Genomic DNA, 20,721 nt, shown 5'->3' with positions numbered 1-20,721 from the left:
GATGAGGGCTACGAGCCCGATTCGCCCCCGCCCACGACCTCCATGCGCTGCGTGAACGTCATCCGGTCGCGGACGACCCGCTCCGGATCCCACCCCGGGCCGGGCGTCGAAGCGATGAGGAGTTGCGAATAGGGGTGCTCGGGATGGGTCAGAACCCGCTCGGTGTCCCCCTGTTCGACGGCTGCGCCACGGAAGAGCACGAGAACCCGGGAGCAGAGTTCGCGGACGACAGCGAGATCGTGACTGACGAACAGGTAGCTCACCCTCGACTCGCGCTGGATCTCGGCGAGGAGTTCGAGTACCTGAGCCTGCACGGAGACATCGAGTGCGGATACGGCCTCGTCGAGGACGACGAGACGAGGAGAGACCGCGAGTGCCCGTGCGATCGCAACGCGCTGTCGCTGACCGCCCGAAAGCTCGTGGGGCTTCGCGTCGGCATGCCGTTCGGTGAGTCGCACCCGATCCAGCAGCTCCGCGATCGTACGGTCGGCATGAGGACCCGCTGCCTCCTCTCGCAGCCTCAGAGTCCGCCGCAGCGTCTGCCGCACGGTCAGTCGGCGATCCAGCGACCCGTTCGGGTCCTGGAACACCATCTGCACTGCGCGAGCCCTCGCCAGGCGCTCAGCCCTGCCGCGCGGCCTGCGGAGGCGATCGACACCGTCAATCACCGCCGACCCCGCGTCGGCGCGCTCCAGACCGACGAGAATCCGGGCGATCGTCGACTTGCCCGAGCCCGATTCACCGACGAGACCGAGCGCCTCACCTGCGTCGATGGCGAAACTCACGTTGTTGACAGCGACGACGCGCTCTGTTCCCGGACCCATCCGGAACGCCCGGTACAGATCAGAGACTTCCACCAGACTCATGACGGCTCCTTCGTGTCGAGCACGGGGGCAGCTTCGATCAGCGAGAGTGTGTACGGGTGGACCGCATCCGCGAAGAGCCCGGGTTTCGTCAGCGTCTCCACGATCTCACCCTGCCGAAGGACATGGATCCGATCGCAGATCGCGCCCGCGAGTGCCAGGTCGTGGGTGATGAAGAGCATCCCGAGACCACGTTCACGGATCTGCCGCTGGAAGATGGCGACGATCTCGGCTTGCGTCGTCACGTCGAGCGCGCTCGTCGCCTCGTCGGCGAGAAGGAGCGCAGGGTCGGCGCTCAGCGCCGATGCGATGACGACGCGCTGAAGCATGCCGCCCGAGAGCTCGTGCGGAAACTGCCGCATGCGCCGCTCCGGGTGAGTCAGCCCCACCGCGGCCAGGAGCTGGATGATGTGCGCCTCCGCACGGCTTCGCTGCCACCCGCGGACACGGACGAGTCGTTCGGAGAGCGAATCCCCGATGCGCCGCACGGGGTTGAGTGCGGAACGCGGGTCCTGCTGCACAAGCGAGACGGATGCGGAGCGCACCCGTCGTCGGGTCCTTTCGTCGGCGGCCACCATCTGTGTTCCATCGATCCGGATACTCCCCGCGATCGTCGCTTCCTCGCCATAGAGGGCGAGGGCCGCGCGCACCGTCGTCGACTTTCCCGAGCCCGACTCGCCCACGAGCCCGACGAGTTCGCCGCGGTCCACACTCAGGGTGATGCCGGTGAGGATCTTCACCGCGTCTTCACCGTGCCCGAAGGCGAGATCAAGGTCCTGAATTTCGAGGAGCATCACTCATCCCTTCGCAAGAAGTCGGTCGGCCACACGCACCCCGGCGACGTTCACCGCGATGACGACGATGGCGATGGCAGCACCGGGCACCAGCGTCGGGAGGAACTCTCCCTGGATGATGCCGGGTTGCCCCTCCTGCACCATCAGGCCCCATTCGGAACTCGGAGGCTGCGCGCCGAACCCGAGGAAACTCAACGTCGCAAGGCTCATGAGAGCTTCCCCGAAGAGCACGACCAGGTATCCGACGAGCGGAGGCAGCAGGTTCGGGATGACTCCGCGCAGGCAGATCGTCAAGCCGCCGAGCCCCTGAACCCGGTAGGCGTCGATGTAGGGACGCGTCATCTCGCTCAACGCAAGGCTTCGCGTGTACTTCGCGATCACCGGTGCATAGGCGAGCGCGAGTGCAACGATCGCTGTTGCGGGACCCTTGCCGAACACGGCGATGACGAGCACGACGAAGAGCAGGCCGGGGAACGCGAACATCACGTCGGTCACGCGGGCCAGGACGGTATCGATCCACCCCCCTCGCCATGCCGCCAATACGCCGATCGCCACACCGAGGATGGTGGCGAGCACGAGCAGCACCACCGGGCCCACCAGCGTCTCGCCTGCCCCGATGAGCAACCGGGAGAAGAGGTCGCGTCCGAGTTGGTCCGTGCCGAGCAGGTGCTGTGCGCTCGGACCTTCCCAAATCGCCGCGAAGTCGACACTGTCGGCCTCGTAGGGGGCGAGGAGTGGGGCGAAGGCGGCCGCGACGGCGATGAGGGCGAGGAAGCCGCAGGAGATCCAGAACCCGAGGTCGGATCCGGACCGCCGGCGTCTGCGAACCCGCGGGAGCAGGATCGAGGTCATGCGGACACCGCCCTTCGTCCGATTCGGGGGTCGAGCACGGGCAGGAGCAGGTCGACGATCGTCGTGACGATCATGTAGGCGACGACCATGAAGAGGAGCACCGCTTGCACCACCGGGAAGTCATGCGTGTTGATCGCATCGACGAGGAGCGAGCCGACGCCGGATATCCCGAACACCGTCTCGACTGCGACCGTTCCGGCGATCATGCTCGCGATGACGAGCGCGATCATGGTGATGATCGGCCCCCAGGCTGCGCGCAAGACGTGATCACGCACGACATACCGTTCGCGCAGCCCCGAAGCGCGGGCAGCCTCGACATGCTCGGAAGAGAACTGCTCGATCATCGATTGGCGCGTGACACGACTCACGATCGCGAGCGCGGTGACGGCGAGGGTAAGCGCAGGAAGAGTGAGCGCGTACACGCGATCGAATCCCGCCGTGCCTGCGCCGGCGACCGGGAACCACCGCAGCTCCACGGCGAAGAGCGCGACGAAGGCAATGCCCAACACGAAGGAGGGGATGCTCGCGGCGAGGGTCGTTGCTCCGGTGATAGCGGTGTCGACCGCCTTCCCCCGGCGCACGGCGGCCATGACACCGAGACCGATGCCGATCACTGTGAGCAGGATGGCTGCGTACGCGACGAGCGACAGGGTGATGGGCACCCTCGCGGCAAGGAGCGCACTCACCGGCTGGTGGTACTGGAAAGACTGGCCGAAGTCGCCGGTGAGGACTCCCGAGGCCCAGTGCCCGTACTGAACGAGCATCGGCTCGTCGAGGTGGTACTGGGCCCGGACGCTCGCGATCCGCTCCGGGGTCAGGTTCTCGGGGTTGCCGATGAGGAACGTGACCGGATCACCCGGCGCGGCGTACATCGCAGCGAAGATGATGAAGGAGGCGATCACCAGCGTGAAGACCATGCCGGCGAGCTTGCGGAACGCGAGCGCCACCACGACTACCCCTTCGTGCTGCCGAGGTCGACGGCCCACGGGTAGTAGATGAAGGCCGCAGAGGCCGGTACGCCGGTGACGTCGTTCGACATGATGAGCGTCGACGGCGTCGCCACGACCGGGATCCACACGGCGTGCTCCACCCAGCGCTTCTGCAACTCGATCGTGATCGCGGCGCGCTCGACGTCGTCCGTCGCCGCGTAGCCTTCATCGACCAGCGCATCGTATTCCGGGTCGGCGAAGACGCCGAAGTTCACGCTCGCATCGGATGCGCCGTTCTTGTAGAAGCCGAGCGGGTCGTTCTTCGAGATGTAGTACTCATCGGGCCACAAGTCCGCCTGACCCCGCAATTCGGGGTCGGAGTAGAAGTCGCCGTACTGCACCTGGGGGATCACCGTGATCTCCGCCTCCAGCCCGATGGACTGCGCGGCGGACACGAGCGCGTTCGCGATGACGTTGTGCGTCGACGACCCGTTGGACGCGACGACGATCGGGGCGGACGGGACGCCTGCCTCGGAGATCAGGTCTTCGGCGGCGGCGAGGTCGGCATCGCTCGGCTTCGCGGGCGCTCCTTCGAGTGCGTCGTACGCCTGCTCGAAGGTATCGACCTGGTATCCCCAGGCCCCCGATCCGACCGGCGTCTTCCACGGCTGGGCGAGACCGCCGAAAGCGGCAGCGGCCACCCCGGTGCGATCGAGAGCGAGCGAGAGCGCCTGACGGACGCGCTCATCCGTCAGCGCGCCACGATCTGTCGTCTCGAGCACCCAGGCGTTCGTCGAGGGACCTTGATAGACGGAGACGTCTGCGCTCTCGATGAAGCTCCTCGCGGCACCTGCGTTCTCCAGGAAGGACCCCTGGGCTTCGCCCGTCGTGACCGAGTTTGCGATCGCAGTCTCATCGGCCCAGCGGAAGACGATCTCGTTCGTGAGAGCGTCGACGTCTGAGTTCCAGTAGTCGGCGAACTTGGTGATGGTGAGCTGCGACCCCGCATCCCACGAGGTCACCTCGTACGGTCCACTGCAGGCGGAAGCGGAACCGGGGCTGCCGAAGTCCTCCCCTTCGGCTTCGATCACACGCGGGTTCCAGACGATGCCGCCGTCGCCCGCCATCGCCTGGAGGAGGATGGCGTCCGGCTGCGACGTCGTGACGGTGATCTGGTCATCGCCGGTCTGTTCGATCGCGACCACATTCCGGTACTCGTCGGATTCGGCAGCGCCCTCAGCGGAATGTCGCTGCATGCTCCACAAGACGTCGGCGGTGCTCACGGGGCTTCCGTCATGGAACAGTGCGTCCTGCCTGATGGTGAAGACGAGATGGGTGTCATCGGTCCACTGCGCGTCTGATGCCAGCCCCTGCCCGAGGGTGAGGTCAGGTTGCACCTGCATGAGCCGATCGCAGACATTCGCGAGGACCGTGTCGTCGGCGGTGGTGGCGTCGATGTCGGCGTCGAGCGTCGTCGGCTCTCCTCCGAGCATCCAGGTCACGGTATCGAGTGAGCCGGCAGCGGCAGGTGTCGTCGCGCCGAACGGGACGTCGAAGGCGGTGTCGCCGCCACCGTCGTCGTCCGAGCTCGAGCTGCAACCGGCCAGGACGAACGCCGACGCTGTGATCGCGCCGATCATCAGCGTGATGGGGTGATGCTGCTTCTTCATTGAACGCTATCTCCTCGTGTTTCAGTCTGTCAGTGGGTGGGGTCGTAGAGATTCCAAGGCAGCACCTCGTAGTCGGTCTCGCACGGGAACCCGTTCGCGACGCGGTACTCACCGGTCGTCAGATCGACACAGCTCGAGAGGAGCGTCGACCACTGCTTCACCGGAGGACTGTCAGGGTGCGGATGTGTACAGACCCCTTCGGGGAAACCGATGTGATCCGACATCGCCTCGCGGACGAATGCGTAACTCTCCTCGGGTGACTCCGCCATCGCCACCCTGGCGAGTCCTGCCTCGACACGCGGCAGACGGAGCAGCGAGTCCGCGGATACCGGGAGGTAGGACCCGGCGAGCTGCGGGGGCACGGATGCTTGGAAGTGGTTGGTGTGGGCGATCACACCGCGTTCGGGATAGATCCAATCCACACCGCTCGGCGTGGTCTCGAGATCGATGCCGAATCCGCTGCGGTCGGCGAGCAGGGCGTTGCTCGCGATATGGGGCCGCGTCTTGACGAGCGTCCTGAGCGCACTCGCGATATCGCCCTGGTCGAGGACGAGTCGACGGATCAAGGTCTGCGGCACTCCGACCGCATTGCCGAAACTTCCACCGAGACCATTGGCATTGAGCGAGATCCCCGCGGAGTTGGCTCCGTGGCGGCCCACCTGACCGGCCTCGACCTGCATGATCACCGTGGGAAGCGGATCCTGCACGACGCGGACGATGAGGGTCGTACCCGCTGTACGCGTGCGCCAATCCCAGTTCTGTCCGACGAGGGTGTGCCCCGTGCCGCTGCCCTCCCCAGTCAGGAAGAAGGATGTGCACCCGTCGACCGCATCACGTTCGTCATCGTCGACCCGTGCCGCCGCGGTCACACCTTTCGCGGGGCTCTGGTGGTCGTAGACGAACTCCCCACGCACGTTCAAGGTGAGGATCTCGGCGAAGGAGACGCCCGCTCCCTCGGCGATCCCGCGCATCTCCTCGATCAGATGCGGGGCGATCTGCTCGCTGATCGGAAGCCACTGCGAGACGGACGCCGTGATCTCGGCCCAGCTCATCCCCGTCTGCTGGGTCAACGCTTCCCTGTAGTACTCCAGCGACCCTGCGATGAGGTCAGCCGCGGCGTCCCCGTAGAGGCGCCCACGTTCGCGCGGTGCTCCACTGATCTCGATCATGCGGATCGGCGTCGTAGCCGGCATGGGACCTCCCTGTCTGCTGAGTCTGTTGCGGAAAGTCGATGCACCCTGGATGATTGAAACATCCGTTACGGATGATGCGCCTCTCGAACAGAATGATACAGCAATGGAACCGTTTGTAACAAGTGATACAGATAATCCCGCGCTCTCCGGCCTCCGTGCGCGCATCGCCCGCACATGGAACGACCTCTCGAAGTCCGAACGAGCCGTCTGCCGCGTCCTCTCATCGACCTCGGCCGAGCACATCCTCTACGCGAGCGCCGCCGAGCTCGGCACCCAGAGCGGCACCTCGAACGCCTCGGTCGTCCGCACCCTGCAGAAGCTCGGGTACTCGGGCCTCTCGCACTTGAAACAGGAGGTCGCGGCCCCCTTCTCCAGCAGCGTCTCCCCCGAGGTACGGCTCAAGACGCGCATCGAGCACATCGGGCAGGATCTCGCCCGCATCCAGCAGGAAACCTGGGACGAGGCCGCATCACTCATCGAACTCGCCCGCACATCGAACGACGACGACGCGTACTCCGCGGCGATCACGCTGCTCATGCGCGCCGAGAGCATCTACTGCTACGGCCTCGGCGCCTCCGGCATCGCCGCCGAGAATCTCGCACTGCGCCTGCGGCGTACGGGCCTCACCACGCGGCGGCTCAGCACGGACGGCTTCCGCCTCGCCGATGAGGTCATGAATCTCGGGGCGAAGGACATCCTCGTCATCTTCGCGCCTGGGCGAGTGACCCGTGATATCGACGTGCTCCTGGATCACGCGCAGTTGATGGGCGCCGGCGTCATCCTCGTGACCGACGAACTCCATGACCGGCTCTCGTCACGCGTCGATACGATCCTGACCGCACCGCACACCCCGACGGGACTGACGTCTGAGAGCCTTTCGGCCATTCTGATCTCGGACGTGCTGGTGCAGGGCATCTCTGCCGTCGCGCCAGACGCGGCATTGCGCTCCTCGCAGCTGCTCAACGATGTTCGAGCCCGCTTGGGCTACTGACTCCCCCCCCCCCGAACCCAGAAGCTCCCGTCGCACTCCTGCCGCCCGGCGGACCGGGACGACAGAGAGTGCGACGGGAGCGAACCCTTGACGGGGAAGTGCGACCTGGATCAGGTCAGCTGGTGACGGTCCAGTCGAACTCGTCGCCGTACTCCTTCAGCCACGCGTCGACCGCGTCGGCTTCCTTGCCCTCGCCGTACTCGTTGACCACGAGGTCTTCGAGTGCGCCGTACTGGGCGTCGTCGAGCTTGATCTTCCCGATCAGCTCCGCAGCCTCGGGGAACTCCTCGGCGAAGCCCTTGGTACCCAGGAAGTGCAGGCCCTCGGCCTCGCCCATGGCACCCATCGGGTCTTCGAGGTCCTTCATGCCGAAGGCGTCGTTGGCCCAGAACGGACGCCACAGCGTGACGACGAGGTCCTCCTGCTTGTCGGTCGCGGTCTTCAGCTCGGTGAGCATCGCGGCGGTCGACGAGGTGACGAGCTGGTACTCGCCGTCGAGGCCGTACTCGGGGATCATCTTCTCGGTCTGAGCGGTGAGGCCCGCACCCGGCTCGATGCCGATGATCTTGCCGTCGAACTCGGCACCCTTGCCCTTGAGGTCCTCGATCGAGTTCAGCTCGGAGTACTCCGGCACCGCGATCGTGAGCTTGGCGTTGTCGTAGTACGTGCCGATGTCCTCGATGTCGTCGCCGTACTCCTCCATGTAAGAGGCGTGCGTCAGTTCGGGCCAGGCCGAGGGGTACATGTCGACGTCACCCTGCGCAAGGCCGGTGTAGAGCGGCCCTGCCTCGGTCAGCGTCTTCATCTCGACCGTGTAGCCGATCTTCTCGAGCTGGTCCTGCAGCAGGTACGCGGTGCTGAGACCGTCGGTCCACGAGGGCAGGAAGCCCAGCGTGATGGTGCCCTTGTCGTCGGCGTTGCTGTCGCCGCCCGTGCCGCCTGCACCGTCGCCGCTGCAACCCGCGAGGGTGAGCGATGCGGCGATACCGACTGCGGTGAGTGCAAGGATCTTCTTCTTCATGTGATTTCTCTCTCTCAGTTCCGTATGGGTGTTGTTCCGTAGGAGTTATGGATAGTGCTCAGAGGGGGCCGCCGCCGACAGCGCTGCGTCGAGGAGCGACCGTCTCGCGCTCCGCCTGATCCGCGGCATCCTTCCGGTCGGCGTCCTTCTCGGAGGCGGGGGCGGATGCTGTTCCGCTCCCTCCGCCGTTCGGCGTGCGGAGTCGCTCGATCATGCTGAGCAGCGAGGAGCGGTTCTCGCCGGGTGCCCCCAGCGCCGCCGTGACGCGATCGAGGAAGACCGCGATCAGCACGACGCCGAGACCGGCCTCGACGCCCTTCGGGATGTTGATCGTCGAGATCGCCTCGACCACCATCTTCCCGAGTCCGTCCGCGCCCGCCATTCCGGCGATGACCGCCATCGACAGGGCGAGCATGATGACCTGGTTGACGCCGGCCATGATGGTCGGCATCGCGAGCGGGAGCTGGATACCGCGCAGGATCTGCCCCGGCTTCGCACCGAACGCCTGCCCGGCCTCGACGGTCTCGGAGTCGACTCCGCGGATGCCGAGCTCGGTCAGACGCACGCCTGGGGGCAGCGCGAAGATCACGGTGGCCACGAGGCCGGGCACCACGCCGATGCCGAAGAACACGATCGCGGGGATCAGGTACACGAACGCCGGCATGGTCTGCATGAAGTCGAGCACGGGCTTGAGCACCGCACGCACGGTGGCGTTGCGCGCCGACCAGATGCCCAGCGGCACGGCGATCAGCACGGCGATCACGGCCGCGACGAGCACGAGCGCGAGGGTCTGCATCGCGGGAACCCAGAGGTCCATCCCGACGATCAGTCCGAACGACACGATCGTGCCGAGCGCGAGCTGCCAGGACCGCACGATCCACGCGATGAGCGCGGCGATGACGATGATGACCGGGAAGCTCGGCGTGAGGAGGATGGTCGTCAACCCGTCGACGAGGAACCTCATCACGAACGAGATCGCGTCGAGCAGTCCGTCGAGGTTGTCCTTGATCCAGTCGACGACCGATTCGATCCAGGTCCCGATGGGAATGCGGAATCCGTCCATCAGCGCACCTCCTCCGTCGTCGGGGCATCCGCCGGTTCAGCGGTCCACCCGTCATCGAGCACCGCATCGATCTCGGCCTGCGGCATGGGCATCATCGGGAGGGTGATCTCCTCGGTCGCGCCCGGACCGGGGCCCAGCGCCGCGAGCAGGGTCACGCGGGGGATCACACCGACCAGTCGACCTTCGGTATCCGTCACCGCGAGCGGCAGCGGCGACTCGACGGCGGGCACGAACAGGTTCATCAGCACGTCGTCTTCGCGCACGCTCTGCGGCACCGGCTTGACGACGGAGTCGAGGGTGGTCGCGCCCTGGCGGACGAGCTTGACCGCGTCACGGTCGGTCACGACGCCGACCAGCTGCCGGTCGCGACCCACCACGTAGGTCGCCGACATGTAGGCATCGCGCATCTGGCGCAGGGCCGTGCGGGGGCCCGCGGTGTGCGGCACGACGGGGCGCGGACGCTCCATCACGTTGGCCGCGGTGAGAACGCGGGCACGGTCCACATCCTGCACGAACTGCTCGACGTAGTCGTTCGCCGGGTCCATCAGGATGTCCTCGGGCGTACCGATCTGCACGATGCGACCGTCGCGCATCACGGCGATCCGGTCCCCGAGGAACATGGCCTCGTTCAGGTCGTGCGTGATGAACACGATCGTCTTCTGGAGCTTCTGCTGCAGTTCGAGCAGCTGTTCCTGCATCTCGCGGCGGATCAGCGGGTCGAGCGCGCTGAACGCCTCATCCATCAACAGGATGTCGCTGTCGGCGGAGAGCGCGCGGGCGATGCCGACGCGCTGCTGCATGCCGCCGGACAGCTCGGAGGGAAGCTTGTCGCCCTGGCCCTCGAGACCGACCAGGGCGAGGATCTCCTCCGCCTTGGCCAAGCGCTCGGCCTTGGGCGTGCCCTTGAGCTCGAGAGGGTAGGCGACGTTCGCCGCGACCGTGCGGTGCGGCAGCAGGGCGAAGTGCTGGAAGACCATCGAGATGCGGTCGCGACGGATTTCGCGAAGCTTCGAGGCCGGGATTCCGGTGATCGGGTCGCCGTTCACCGTGACGGAGCCGTCGGTCACATCATGCAGGCCGTTGAGCATGCGGATGATGGTGGACTTGCCCGATCCGGACAGGCCCATGATGACGAAGATCTCCCCGCGGTTCACGGTGAAGCTGGCGTCGATGACCGCTGCAGTGCCGGCGTCGGTCACGGCGGCTCGGCTCTCACCAGCCTTCAGGCGACGGACGGCGGTGTTCGGATTCTTACCGAAAACCTTGTATAGATTGCGCGCTTCGAGAGCGATTTCGGACACGTTTCCCCTGCGGCTCGCCTTCGGGTGGCTGAGCCTGCTTCGGTTACGTCCGGGTGATGCTCTCGAGGCCGTTCGACATGTCTGCTGTGGCGGCACAGACGGTGGATTTCGGATCCACCGCGATAGAGCATCGACCGTACGCCCACGCCTCTTCGCAGCACAGCTCATCGAAAGAAGGACGTGATCGCGGACTGGTCTTCGGGCCGTCAGGCCCACGTTCCAACGTAACGAAATGGCCGATCAGGGGCAAATCCCGGCGGTGTGACCACGTTCTTTTTCTTCCGCTGACCGGGGGATTGCACAGGTATCCAACGATCGCATAACGGGCATTCATCGAGGGTCGAAACGCGCGCTCAGCGGCCCCGGACGCTGCGGGTCACAGTGAACTTCGGGGTGCGTCGGAGCTGCTCGGTGGCGCCGATCAGACGCGTCAGTTCGGCGCGGTACCCGAGGGAGGAGTTGTAGACCGTGAAGAGCTCGCCACCCGGTCGGAGCACGCGGGCCGCGGCGTCGAAGAGGCGGGTGGCGGCGCCCGTGTGGATGCTCGTGCCGAGGTGGAAGGGCGGGTTCAGCAGGACGATGTCGAACGAGCCGTCCGGCAGCTCGGACCCTGCGTCGTCATGCATGACCGTGACGCGGTCGGCCACCCCGTTCGCGGACGCCGTCGCTCGCGCAGATGCCACGGCTGCGGCCGAGCGGTCGGTCGCGGTCACCCGCGCCTCCGGATGTGCGAGGGCGAACGAGACGCCGAGCGCGCCGGTACCGCAACCGAGATCGAGCACGCGTGGCCCCTCCGTCGCGTTCACAACTCCGGAAGAATCCTCGCCGCCCGCACCGATCGGGCCGTTTCGGGTCTGATTCCCGCCATCTTTGAGGAGTTGTGAACCACCCAGACCGAGCACTTCGCACAGCACCCGCGTGCCGATGTCGAGACGAGCGCCCGCGAACGCGCCACCGTGGGCGACCAGGGTCAGCCCATCGTGCTGCGCCGTCACGGGGAACGGCGGATCCGCGGGGACGGGAAGGGGTCCCGACGCGTCGATCAGCCGGGACTTCCGCTCGGCGCGCTGCGCCTGCACGTGCGCGAAGCTCCGCCCCAGCACCTCGTTCTGGGTGAGTGTCATGTGCTTCACCCGGCCGCCGGCCACGAGGACCACGTCGGGCGCGGCCCAGCGTGCGACGGCATCCGCGATCTCCTCGAGCTCCGCCAGTGATTTCGGGAGCTGCAGCACCACGAGACGCGCACCGTCGAGCAGCGCGGGTTCGAGTTCGTGCGAGACGAACCCCGTGATCCCGAGCTCTTCGGCGTTCCGCTGCAGTGCGCGGCGCCCCGTCGCGAGGTCCTGGTGGACCCGGACACCGTCGAGTCCGGCGTCCGTGAGCGCCAGGGTGATCGCACCGAAGCCGTCACCGATGACCACGGTCTCGGACCCCGGAGCACCGAAGGCGCGCGCCCGGTCGACGAGCAGCTCATCCGTGGCATCGTGCGCCTGGAGGTTGTCCGCCTCGACATCGGGCCAGCGGCGCAGGCGGCTGTAAGGGAACTCCGACACCAGCCCACTGTACGCGCGGACGAGGTCGGCGAAGGGGTTGACATCGATCGAGGTTCTATGGTTACTTAGTCGAGTAAGTAACCCACTAACCACGCGGAGGACTCGTGATCGAAGAAGGCAAGCCGCTCTTCCTCCAGATCGCCGAGCAGATCGAGGACTCGATCGTCGACGGCTCGCTCGCCGAAGAGGCGCAGGCCCCTTCCACGAACGAGCTGGCCGCGTTCTACCGGATCAACCCCGCCACCGCAGCCAAGGGAGTCGCCATGCTCACCGACAAGGGAGTGCTCTACAAGCGCCGAGGCATCGGCATGTTCGTCGCCGAAGGCGCCAGGGAGCTGCTCCTCGGCGAGCGCCGCGCCGCCTTCGCCGACCGCTACATCGACCCGCTCCTCGCCGAAGCCCGCACACTCGGGCTCGGCGCGGAAGACCTCGCGGACCTGCTCCGGCAGCGCGCCGCACACACCACCGACGCAGAAGGGAAGACCCCCGCATGACCACCGTCATCGAGGTGCAGAACCTCAGCAAGCGCTACAAGGAGAAGCGAGCACTCGACAATGTGTCGCTCGCGATCGAGGGAGGCGCGATCTACGGCCTGCTCGGCCGCAACGGCGCCGGCAAGACGACCCTCATGTCGATCCTCACGGCGCAGAACTTCGAGTCCTCCGGCACCGTCACGGTGTTCGGCGAGCACCCCTACGAGAACGCGCACGTGCTCAGCCGCATCTGCTTCGTGCGCGAGAGCCAGAAGTACCCGGACGACGCCTATCCGAAGCACGCATTCAAGGCCGCGAGCCTGTTCTTCCCGAACTGGGACCAGGCGCTCGCCGATGAGCTCATCCACGAGTTCCAACTCCCGATGAAGCAGACGATCAAGAAGCTCTCCCGCGGTCAGCTCTCGGCCGTCGGGGTCATCATCGGACTCGCCTCGCGCGCCGAGATCACCTTCTTCGACGAGCCCTACCTCGGCCTCGACGCCGTCGCCCGACAGATCTTCTACGACCGTCTGGTCGAGGACTACGCCGAGCACCCGCGCACCGTCATCCTCTCGTCCCACTTGATCGATGAGGTGTCCAACCTGATCGAGAAGGTGATCGTGATCGACAACGGTCAGATCCTCCTCCACGAAGACACGGATGCCGTGCGCGACCGCGCCGTGACCGTCGTGGGCGATGCCGCGAAGGTCGACGCCTGGGTCGGCGACCGCGAAGTGCTGCACCGCGAGGCGCTGGGCCGCGTGGCCTCCGTCACCGTCCTCGGCACCGTGTCGGCCGAGGAGCGCGCGGAGATCACGGCCTCCGGACTCGACCTCGCCCCGGTCTCGCTGCAGCAGCTGATCGTGCGTCTCACCCAGAAGGCCGAGGCCGGCTCCCCGAGATCGGCCACCACGAAAGAGGAGGTGCGCTGATGCGACGCACGCTCAACGTCATCCGCCTGCAGATGATCAATCGACAGACCTTCATCTGGGTCCCGCTGATCATCCTCGCCGGAGCAACCCTGATCTCGGTGCTGATCTATGCGATGATCCCGGGCGACTCCCCCAAGTACGGCGGCGGCGGCCAGGCACCCCTCTGGTACTTCTTCGCCATCGGCCTCTCGGCCATGACGCTCACCTTCCCGTTCTCCCAGGCGATGAGCATCACGCGTCGTGAGTTCTTCTTCGGCACGATGCTGACGGCGGTCCTCGCCAGCACGTTCATGGGCGTCCTGTTCCTGATCGGCGGGGGCATCGAGGTCGCCACGAACGGCTACGGCGTGAACGGTTGGTTGTTCTACCTCCCGTGGCTGTGGGAGGCCGGCCCGCTCGGCGCATTCGTCGTCTACTTCGCCCTCGCACTGTTCTTCTTCGTGGTCGGGTTCACGGGAGCCACGATCTACAAGAGCTGGGGCCTGATGGTGCTGACGATCGTGTGGATCACGCTGGCGCTCGTACTCGTCGGCCTGGTCTACCTCGTGACCCGGCTCGAGCTGTGGGATCAGGTCGGGGCAGGGATCGGCGACCTCGGAGCCGTCGGCCTCGCGCTCTGGGGCCTCGTGGCCACCGCAGTTCTGATGGGCGTCTCGTTCCTCGCCTTCCGGAGGGCGATCCCCTAGCGATCCACCCGCCGTCGACGCCGATCGCCCTCCTCGGGCGGTCGGCGTCTTCGCGCGCTACCGGCGCGTGCCCGTCGACGCAAGCCTGTCGCGGGCACGACGTCGACCGCATACTGTCGCGGTGTCCGCCGTCCGAGGAGAAGATGCCGTGACCCCGAGCCGACCCCGACTCCCCGCGCGACGCGTCGGAATCGCCCGTGCCCTGCACGACGCGGTCCGTCCGGCGCGGCTGCTGTTGGTGGCCAAGACCGCCCTCGCAGTGGCACTCGCGTGGCTGATCGCTCCGCACATGCCGGGAGTCACGCAGGAGTATCCGTACTACGCACCCCTCGGCGCGCTCGTGAGCATGTACCCCACCCTGATGGGATCCGCGAGGTCGAGCCTGCAGACGCTCCTGGGACTCGCCACCGGGATCGGACTCGCCACCGTGGTCGTGCTGACCGTCGGACCCAACTGGTGGACGATCCCCCTCGTCGTCGCGATCGGGGTGCTGCTCTCGGGCACGGGCTGGTTCGGGGTCGGACGCGAGTACGTGCCGATGGCGGCGCTCTTCGTGCTGATCATCGGCGGGCAGAACGCCGACGACTACTCGCTCGGGTACCTGACGCAGACCGCGGTCGGAGTGGTGATCGGGCTGGTCGTGAACGTGGCGATCGCCCCGGCGCCTCTCACCGTGGCCGCGGCGGGGCAGCTGGCGGCGTTCCGGGAGCAGTTGGCGACGCACCTGCACGACATCGGCTCGGCGGTCTCCACGTCGTGGCCTCCCGAGAACGAGCAGTGGGCGGAGGACGCGGAGTCGCTCGCCGACACCTCGGCCGAGCTCCGGGCAGCGCTGGCGGAGGCCGAGGAGAGCAGGCGGGGCAACCCCCGCGCGCGCGGGCATCGCACCCGTGTTCAGGCGAGCTTTGCGGAGCTCGCCGCGCTCGATCGCATCGCCCACCTGATCCGCGACATCGCCGACGGGATCGCCGACACCATCTGGGACCGACCCGCGGGCATCACCCTCGACGCCGCGCTGCCCGAGCCTCTCTCCGCCGCCTGCCATGCGGTGGCGGACGTGATCGCGCGGGGCGATGCGTCATCGAGCGAGGATCACCGCGCACGTGAGGACGCGGCGAGGGCGATCCGTATCCTCCTGGAGGTCATCGACGAACGCACGGTCGATGTGCGTCGCACGATGGGGCCGGGGGTGCTCACCACGATGCACCTGCGTCGCATCCTGATCCTGAGCGGCACTCCCCGCACGGAGCCGGCGTAGCCGCGTCAGATGGAATCGTCGGCGGCGATCAGATCCAGCTGCCAGTAGCGGCCATCCGGATCACTGCTGTCGTGCGCCTCGCCCGCCGCATCCAGCACCTTGCCGAAGCTCGCCATGGCTTCCTCGAACTCGGCCTGGGTCAAGCGGATGGTGCGCTGCGTGAAGGAGGCGTGCACTTCGGTGGTGCGTCCGGCGACGTACTCGGGCGTCCACGCCATGACGCGTCGCACCAGATCCTGGTGGTCTTCGACCAGGGCGGCGACGACCGCGAGCCGAAGCTCGTCGTCGGCGACCGGGCTCTCCGGGCCGCCGACATTGAGCGCGCCGTTGCGCCCCGTCCACACCCGATCCCGCCGATCGCGGGCCTTGTCGGGCGCCTCCTCGATCAGACCTGCCTCGAAGAGCGCGCGCAGGTGGAAGCTGGCACTGTTGGCGGGCACTCCGAGCTCGGCGGCGATGTCGGCGGCACGGAGGAAGTCGCGCCGTGAGAAGAGGCGGATCATCTGGCGCCGAAGCGGATGCGAGTAGGCCTTGAGCATGGCCGTCGTCATCCAGACCGGATCTTCGCTCGTGCCCTTCTTCGCGCCGTCCTCCGTCATGTGCCGATCCTACCCGCGCCGTAAATTGCGCAATGATACTTGCGCAATTGTTCTTGCGCATCTAATCTCGACGCATGACCACCCGGACCGCGCCGCACCGCCTCTGGCAGAACACCCGGTATCTCACCTGGCTCGTGAGCGACACGAGCAAGGGCCTCGCCGCCGCACTCTTCGGCTTCGCGATCCCGCTGCTGGCCCTGATCGTCACGAACGACCCCGCCCAGGCAGGCATCATCGGTGGCGCGGGCATGATCGCGCGTCTGCTGATGACGCTCGCCGGCGGCGTGCTCGCCGATCGACACCGGCGCATCGCCCTGATGCTCCTCGGCTCCGCGATCGGCATCGTGCTCGCGGGCGGCTTCACCCTCCTCGCCCTCGGAGACGCCCTGACCTTCGGCTCGCTCCTCGTGATCGACGTCCTGCTGGCCGCACGCAGCGGTCTGTTCGACGTCGCCGGCGAGAGCGCGATCAAGGAGATCGTGCCCGACGAGGCGATGGGACGCGCCCAGGCCGCGAACCAGGGACGGGATGCGGCCCTCCAGCTCGCGGGCGGCCCCCTCGGCGGTCTGCTCCTGGGCGTCGGCGGATGGCTCGTCGGCGTGGCGATGACCCTGTGCCACGCGATCGCCGCTCTGACCGCCTGGGTGCTCGGACGCCAGGCCCGCCGCGCCGGGGTGGTCGACGAGGGTGCCGCGCAAGACGACTCCGCCGCCCCCGCCGCGAGGAAGCCGAACGCGTGGGCCGAGCTGCGCGAGGGGTTCCGGTGGCTGTTCTCCCGCCCCGACCTCCGCGGGGTGCTGTTGATCACCACGATCATCAACCTCGGCTTCAACGCCGCGATCACGACCGTCATCTACGCACTCCAGCAGGAGGGCTACCCGGAGTTCGTGATCGGCACCCTCTCCGCGTCGATCGGCGCGGTGATGCTCGTCGGCGCCGCCTGCGCACCGATGCTCGTGCCGCGCATCCGGGCCGGAGTGCTCACGATCGCGGGACTCGCCGTGGTCGCGGGAGGTGCGGTCGCACTGTCGACGGTCGCCGAGCCGTGGGCCATCGCGCTCGTGCTGGGCGCATCCGTCCTGCTGCTCCCCTCCCTCAACGCCGCGATGCTGGGCTACTTCATGGTCGCGACCCCGAGCGCACTCCTCGGTCGCGCCAACAGCGCCGCCGGCGTGCTCGCGATGGGCGCCATGCCGCTCGCCCCTCTGGTCGCGGGATTCGGACTCGCCTGGATCGGACGTGAGGGGACGCTGCTGATCTGCGCCGCGCTGTGCCTGGTGTCCGTGATCCTCGCGGTCGGCAACCGCGCACTGCGGGCCCTGCCCGTCGAGTCGGGCTGGGCGACGCACGCCGAGCAGTTCGAATCCGCCTGACTCCTTCGCGGATCGGGGCGCCGGAGCGTCTAGAGCGCGCCGGCGAGAGCCGCGATGCCGGCGATCACCGAGGCGAGGGCGAGCGCGAGGGCGATCGCGATGAGGACGACGTGCACCGTGAGGAACGGCGTGGCCTTGCCGTTCTCGTCCCGCGCCCGCGGATCCTTGGCGACCCGCTTGTAGAACTGCGGCCAGACGACGGCGTTGAAGGCGGCGTTGAGGAAGAGCAGAACGGCGAGGAGAGTCACCCCTCAACGCTATCCGCCTCCGCCGCGGCCGCCGACCGGGGCGGAGCGAGGGTTTTTGGACTCGGACATGTATCAGAAAGCCCTTGCCGTGCTCCTGGTAGGTGTGATCACAATGGGCTTCATGATCGACGGTGCACCCGGCGCTGCGCTCGATCCTGCCTCGGACGACGGGCTCTCCCGATGGGAGCGCGCCGCGAACCTGTTCGGTGCATGGCGCGAGGGCAGCAGTCGCGCCATGGACGAGCTCGTACATCTCATGACACCCGTGCTGTGGCACGTGGTGCGGGCGTACGGGCTCGAACGCACGCTCGCGGAAGACGTCGTGCAGACGACCTGGCTGCAGCTGGTGCGCGGGCATGAATCGATCAGCGACCCCCGCGCCGTCTCCGCCTGGCTGACCACCACCGCCCGGCGCGAAGCCTGGAAGGTCGCGAAAGCGCACGGACGCGTCGACACCACCGACACCGACGACCTCGACACCCTCCTTCCCGAGCAGGCGTCTGCCGAAGAGCACGCGGCGCGCGGCGATGAGAACCGTCGGCTCTGGTCGGCCGTGCGCCGACTCAACGAGCGCTGTCAGAAGCTGCTGCGCGTGATCGCCTTCGAAGACCGACCCGACTACGCCCGGATCGCCGGCGACCTCGCCATGCCCATCGGCAGCATCGGCCCCACGCGGAACCGGTGCCTGGCCAAGCTGCGCGCCCTGCTGGACGCGCCACCGGCGGCGCAGACAGGGGGACTCGCATGACCGAGCACGAGGACGCCCAGATGTTCGCCCGACTCCGCACGCTGTGGAGCGAGGTCGATCCGATGCCGGCGGGACTGATCGACCGCATGGTCGCGGCGGTCGCCGCCGACGGTCTGAACCGCGAATACGCGCTGCTCACCCTGGTCGAAGGGGAGCTCGGCGCGGTGCGCGGCGAGGCCGATGCGCTGACCCTGCAGTTCAGCGACGGCTCGACGAGCATCCTGCTGCACGTCACACGGACGGCGTCCGGTCGGCGCCGCGTCGACGGGTGGGTCGACACCGCGGCGGCGGAGATCGTGCTGACCCAGGGCGAACGGACCCGATCGACCGCGCCCGAGGAGACGGGGCGCTTCGTGTTCGACGAGGTGCCGCCCGGGCTCACGCGCGTGCGGCTGACGACCCAGATCGGGGACGAGACGCGTACGCTCGCGACCCCGCAGTTCGAGCTGTGACCGCGGGCACCGCCCGTCGATGATGCCGCGGGGAGACCCGCACCGAGAGGATGACGATGGAGCAGCCCAAGGGATGGACCTGGCAGGACCGCGCAGAGGGATCGATCCGCCGGGGCACGGCACTCGATCCGAGCACGGAGCCGGTGGACGGGATCCGCGCCTATCCGACGGCCTACCTGCCAGAGCGACTGCTGATCACCCGCGTGCTCGGCGAGGATGAGGCCTACGACCGCGAGGTGCGCACTCTGCGTGACGCGGCGGACACCTTCGGCTGGCAGCTCGAGATCGAGGACGGCAGCCGCTCGGCGGTCGACGGCGAACTGGTTCCGGGCGTTCCCGGCTTCCTGCGCGCACGACTGCGGACTCCCGACGAACCGGTCCGCGGCGAATCACCCGTGGCACCCGACGCCTGGCGGGTGCTCCAGCGCGCCCGCCGCATGTCCCGCTCGACGATGCCGCGCACCAGCCTCGACCACGTGCTGTCGATCGACCCGGTCGGGCTCAATCCGTTCACCCGTACCAACCCCTTCACGCGGACGAATCCGTTCACCCGCACCAACCCGATCCGGGGCGCGGGCGCGGCCGGAGGCAGCGATGACTACCTCGAGCCGGGGCGAGGGGCACGACAGCCGGTGACCTGGCTGGGCCCAGCGCCCGTGCGCGGTGCCGCCCCGAAACGCGGGCGTCGACCCGTGGTCGCGGTGCTCGACACCGGATGCGGAGAGCATGCCTGGCTTCCCGCCGACATCGTCACCCGCACGATCGACCTCGACGGTGTGCCGGTGGGACTCACGGACGATGCCGACCCGGAACGCTACCCCGACCTCTACGGGCAGCTCGACGGCGAGATCGACGCGGTCGCAGGGCACGGCACCTTCATCGCCGGACTCGTGCGACAGACCGCGCCGGACGCCGACATCCTGTCGATCCGCGTGGCCGGTGCTCTCGGCGTGATCGACGAGAGCACCCTGCTGGAGACGATCGCGCAGGTCGTCACGCTCCTCAGCCGCCACCGCGCCGACCCGAAGACCGGCTTCCCGATCGACGTCCTCAACCTCTCGCTCAGCTACTACCACGAGACACCGACCGACGGCCTGTTCAGCCTCACCCTGTTCCAGCTGCTCGCCAAAGCCCGGGAACTCGGCTGCGTGGTCGTCTGCTCGGCGGGCAACGACGCGATCGACCGCCCCTCCTTCCCCGCATCGCTCTGGCCCTGGCCGGGCGCGGACAACGGCATCCCCTCGGACCGGAACGCACCGCTCGTGTCGGTCGGGGCGCTGAATCCTTCCGCACAATCGGTGGCGTTGTTCTCGAACATCGGGCCGTGGGTGCAGGCCTATGCGCCCGGTGCCGCCGTGGTCAGCACCTCACCCGCGTTCGTCGGCGGCACCCAGGCGGCCTCCCGCGCGGATGTCGACGGCCTTCGCCGGGAGACGATCGACCCCGACGACTACCGGGGCGGGTTCGCGGTGTGGAGCGGAACGTCGTTCTCGGCGCCGTACGTCGCGGGGCGCATCGCCGCACAGCTGGGCACCGTACCGATCGGGGGCGTCACGCCGGGCGTCGCCGCGAAGGCGGTCGCCGCCGTCCTGAAGTCCCTCCCGACTCCCGTCGACCCGCACTGACGTGCCCCGCGCCGCCCGCGCCGCCCGCACCGCCTCGCGGGCCGCACCGCCCGCACCGCTCGCGGTACGGATGTCGGGGCGATTCACGGATGGCAGG

The 20,721-nt window shown here is 67.8% G+C and carries 21 protein-coding genes; 9 read left to right on the top strand and 12 right to left on the bottom strand.

All coding sequences use genetic code 11. From position 1 onward, the window contains the following. Positions 1 to 8: 8 nt before the first annotated feature. Genes FGL91_RS05535 through FGL91_RS05510 form a run of 6 tightly spaced genes read right to left on the bottom strand, consistent with a single transcriptional unit; the run spans position 9 to position 6,301 of the window. Positions 9 to 866, bottom strand: coding sequence for an ABC transporter ATP-binding protein (locus FGL91_RS05535; protein ID WP_153243302.1), 858 nt, complete (start codon positions 864 to 866; stop codon positions 9 to 11). Next, on the bottom strand, positions 863 to 1,657 hold the full coding sequence (locus FGL91_RS05530) for an ABC transporter ATP-binding protein (protein ID WP_153243301.1): 795 nt from the start codon (positions 1,655 to 1,657) through the stop codon (positions 863 to 865). Before FGL91_RS05530 ends, FGL91_RS05535 begins: the two co-directional genes overlap by 4 nt. 3 nt (positions 1,658 to 1,660) lie before the next feature. Then, positions 1,661 to 2,509, bottom strand: coding sequence for an ABC transporter permease (locus tag FGL91_RS05525; protein ID WP_131492847.1), 849 nt, complete (start codon positions 2,507 to 2,509; stop codon positions 1,661 to 1,663). Continuing rightward, the gene (locus tag FGL91_RS05520; RefSeq protein ID WP_131492848.1) at positions 2,506 to 3,459 is read right to left on the bottom strand and encodes an ABC transporter permease; all 954 of its coding nucleotides are present in this window, start codon (positions 3,457 to 3,459) and stop codon (positions 2,506 to 2,508) included. The genes FGL91_RS05525 and FGL91_RS05520 overlap by 4 nt, the downstream gene beginning before the upstream one ends. A 2-nt stretch (positions 3,460 to 3,461) precedes the next feature. Beyond that, positions 3,462 to 5,108 (bottom strand): ABC transporter substrate-binding protein, encoded by a 1,647-nt coding sequence (locus tag FGL91_RS05515; protein ID WP_153243300.1) that lies wholly within the window; start codon positions 5,106 to 5,108, stop codon positions 3,462 to 3,464. A gap of 29 nt (positions 5,109 to 5,137) precedes the next feature. Continuing rightward, on the bottom strand, positions 5,138 to 6,301 hold the full coding sequence (locus tag FGL91_RS05510; RefSeq protein ID WP_153243299.1) for a C45 family autoproteolytic acyltransferase/hydolase: 1,164 nt from the start codon (positions 6,299 to 6,301) through the stop codon (positions 5,138 to 5,140). A gap of 49 nt (positions 6,302 to 6,350) precedes the next feature. On the opposite strand from FGL91_RS05510, the gene FGL91_RS05505 reads away from it, so the two are divergent. Further along, positions 6,351 to 7,292 carry a MurR/RpiR family transcriptional regulator gene (locus FGL91_RS05505; RefSeq protein ID WP_227991921.1) on the top strand — a complete coding sequence of 314 codons (942 nt, stop codon included), beginning with the start codon at positions 6,351 to 6,353 and terminating at the stop codon, positions 7,290 to 7,292. Positions 7,293 to 7,407: 115 nt separating this feature from the next. Here the strand turns inward: FGL91_RS05505 and FGL91_RS05500 are convergent, their stop codons facing one another. The 4 genes from FGL91_RS05500 to FGL91_RS05485 form a co-directional block, all read right to left on the bottom strand. Beyond that, on the bottom strand, positions 7,408 to 8,313 hold the full coding sequence (locus FGL91_RS05500) for a glycine betaine ABC transporter substrate-binding protein (protein WP_047523882.1): 906 nt from the start codon (positions 8,311 to 8,313) through the stop codon (positions 7,408 to 7,410). Positions 8,314 to 8,371: 58 nt separating this feature from the next. Further along, positions 8,372 to 9,376 carry an ABC transporter permease gene (locus FGL91_RS05495; protein ID WP_047523881.1) on the bottom strand — a complete coding sequence of 335 codons (1,005 nt, stop codon included), beginning with the start codon at positions 9,374 to 9,376 and terminating at the stop codon, positions 8,372 to 8,374. Then, on the bottom strand, positions 9,376 to 10,677 hold the full coding sequence (locus FGL91_RS05490) for a quaternary amine ABC transporter ATP-binding protein (protein ID WP_047523880.1): 1,302 nt from the start codon (positions 10,675 to 10,677) through the stop codon (positions 9,376 to 9,378). Before FGL91_RS05490 ends, FGL91_RS05495 begins: the two co-directional genes overlap by 1 nt. Before the next feature lie 353 nt (positions 10,678 to 11,030). Next, entirely contained in the window at positions 11,031 to 12,230 is a 1,200-nt protein-coding gene (locus tag FGL91_RS05485; protein ID WP_153243298.1) for a class I SAM-dependent methyltransferase, read from the bottom strand. A 104-nt stretch (positions 12,231 to 12,334) separates the two neighbouring features. Here FGL91_RS05485 and FGL91_RS05480 point away from each other — a divergent pair, with 104 nt between their 5' ends. From FGL91_RS05480 to FGL91_RS05465, 4 genes are all read left to right on the top strand, one after another. Then, complete coding sequence (locus FGL91_RS05480) at positions 12,335 to 12,724, top strand: GntR family transcriptional regulator (RefSeq protein ID WP_134352664.1); 390 nt, start codon at positions 12,335 to 12,337, stop codon at positions 12,722 to 12,724. Continuing rightward, the gene (locus FGL91_RS05475) at positions 12,721 to 13,635 is read left to right on the top strand and encodes an ABC transporter ATP-binding protein (RefSeq protein WP_131492860.1); all 915 of its coding nucleotides are present in this window, start codon (positions 12,721 to 12,723) and stop codon (positions 13,633 to 13,635) included. Before FGL91_RS05480 ends, FGL91_RS05475 begins: the two co-directional genes overlap by 4 nt. After that, positions 13,635 to 14,321: a hypothetical protein gene (locus FGL91_RS05470; RefSeq protein ID WP_153243297.1), complete on the top strand. Its 687-nt coding sequence runs from the start codon at positions 13,635 to 13,637 to the stop codon at positions 14,319 to 14,321. Before FGL91_RS05475 ends, FGL91_RS05470 begins: the two co-directional genes overlap by 1 nt. Before the next feature lie 148 nt (positions 14,322 to 14,469). Beyond that, positions 14,470 to 15,579, top strand: a complete 1,110-nt coding sequence (locus tag FGL91_RS05465; protein WP_153243296.1) for an FUSC family protein — start codon at positions 14,470 to 14,472, stop codon at positions 15,577 to 15,579. A 5-nt stretch (positions 15,580 to 15,584) separates the two neighbouring features. On the opposite strand, the gene FGL91_RS05460 is transcribed toward FGL91_RS05465, so the two are convergent. Continuing rightward, positions 15,585 to 16,178, bottom strand: coding sequence for a winged helix-turn-helix domain-containing protein (locus FGL91_RS05460; RefSeq protein WP_131492866.1), 594 nt, complete (start codon positions 16,176 to 16,178; stop codon positions 15,585 to 15,587). 74 nt (positions 16,179 to 16,252) lie between these two features. On the opposite strand from FGL91_RS05460, the gene FGL91_RS05455 reads away from it, so the two are divergent. Further along, positions 16,253 to 17,551, top strand: a complete 1,299-nt coding sequence (locus FGL91_RS05455) for an MFS transporter (RefSeq protein ID WP_153243295.1) — start codon at positions 16,253 to 16,255, stop codon at positions 17,549 to 17,551. Positions 17,552 to 17,580: 29 nt separating this feature from the next. Here FGL91_RS05455 and FGL91_RS05450 read toward each other — a convergent pair whose 3' ends face one another. Next, positions 17,581 to 17,799, bottom strand: coding sequence for an SCO4848 family membrane protein (locus tag FGL91_RS05450; RefSeq protein ID WP_131492870.1), 219 nt, complete (start codon positions 17,797 to 17,799; stop codon positions 17,581 to 17,583). Positions 17,800 to 17,866: 67 nt separating this feature from the next. Between FGL91_RS05450 and FGL91_RS05445 the strand changes: the two genes are divergently transcribed. From FGL91_RS05445 to FGL91_RS05435, 3 genes are read left to right on the top strand one after another with little or no spacing between them, the layout of a single operon-like run. Next, positions 17,867 to 18,547: an RNA polymerase sigma factor gene (locus FGL91_RS05445; RefSeq protein WP_227991918.1), complete on the top strand. Its 681-nt coding sequence runs from the start codon at positions 17,867 to 17,869 to the stop codon at positions 18,545 to 18,547. Further along, entirely contained in the window at positions 18,544 to 18,999 is a 456-nt protein-coding gene (locus FGL91_RS05440; protein WP_153243294.1) for a hypothetical protein, read from the top strand. Before FGL91_RS05445 ends, FGL91_RS05440 begins: the two co-directional genes overlap by 4 nt. A gap of 56 nt (positions 19,000 to 19,055) precedes the next feature. Beyond that, entirely contained in the window at positions 19,056 to 20,624 is a 1,569-nt protein-coding gene (locus FGL91_RS05435) for a S8 family peptidase (RefSeq protein WP_153243293.1), read from the top strand. Positions 20,625 to 20,721 lie beyond the last annotated feature (97 nt).

Source organism: Microbacterium sp. CBA3102, from assembly GCF_007954505.1.
In the GTDB taxonomy this organism is placed as follows: Bacteria; Actinomycetota; Actinomycetes; order Actinomycetales; family Microbacteriaceae; genus Microbacterium; species Microbacterium aurugineum.
Note: the sequence above shows the minus strand (reverse complement) of the source record. Positions and strands in the feature narration are given on the sequence as shown.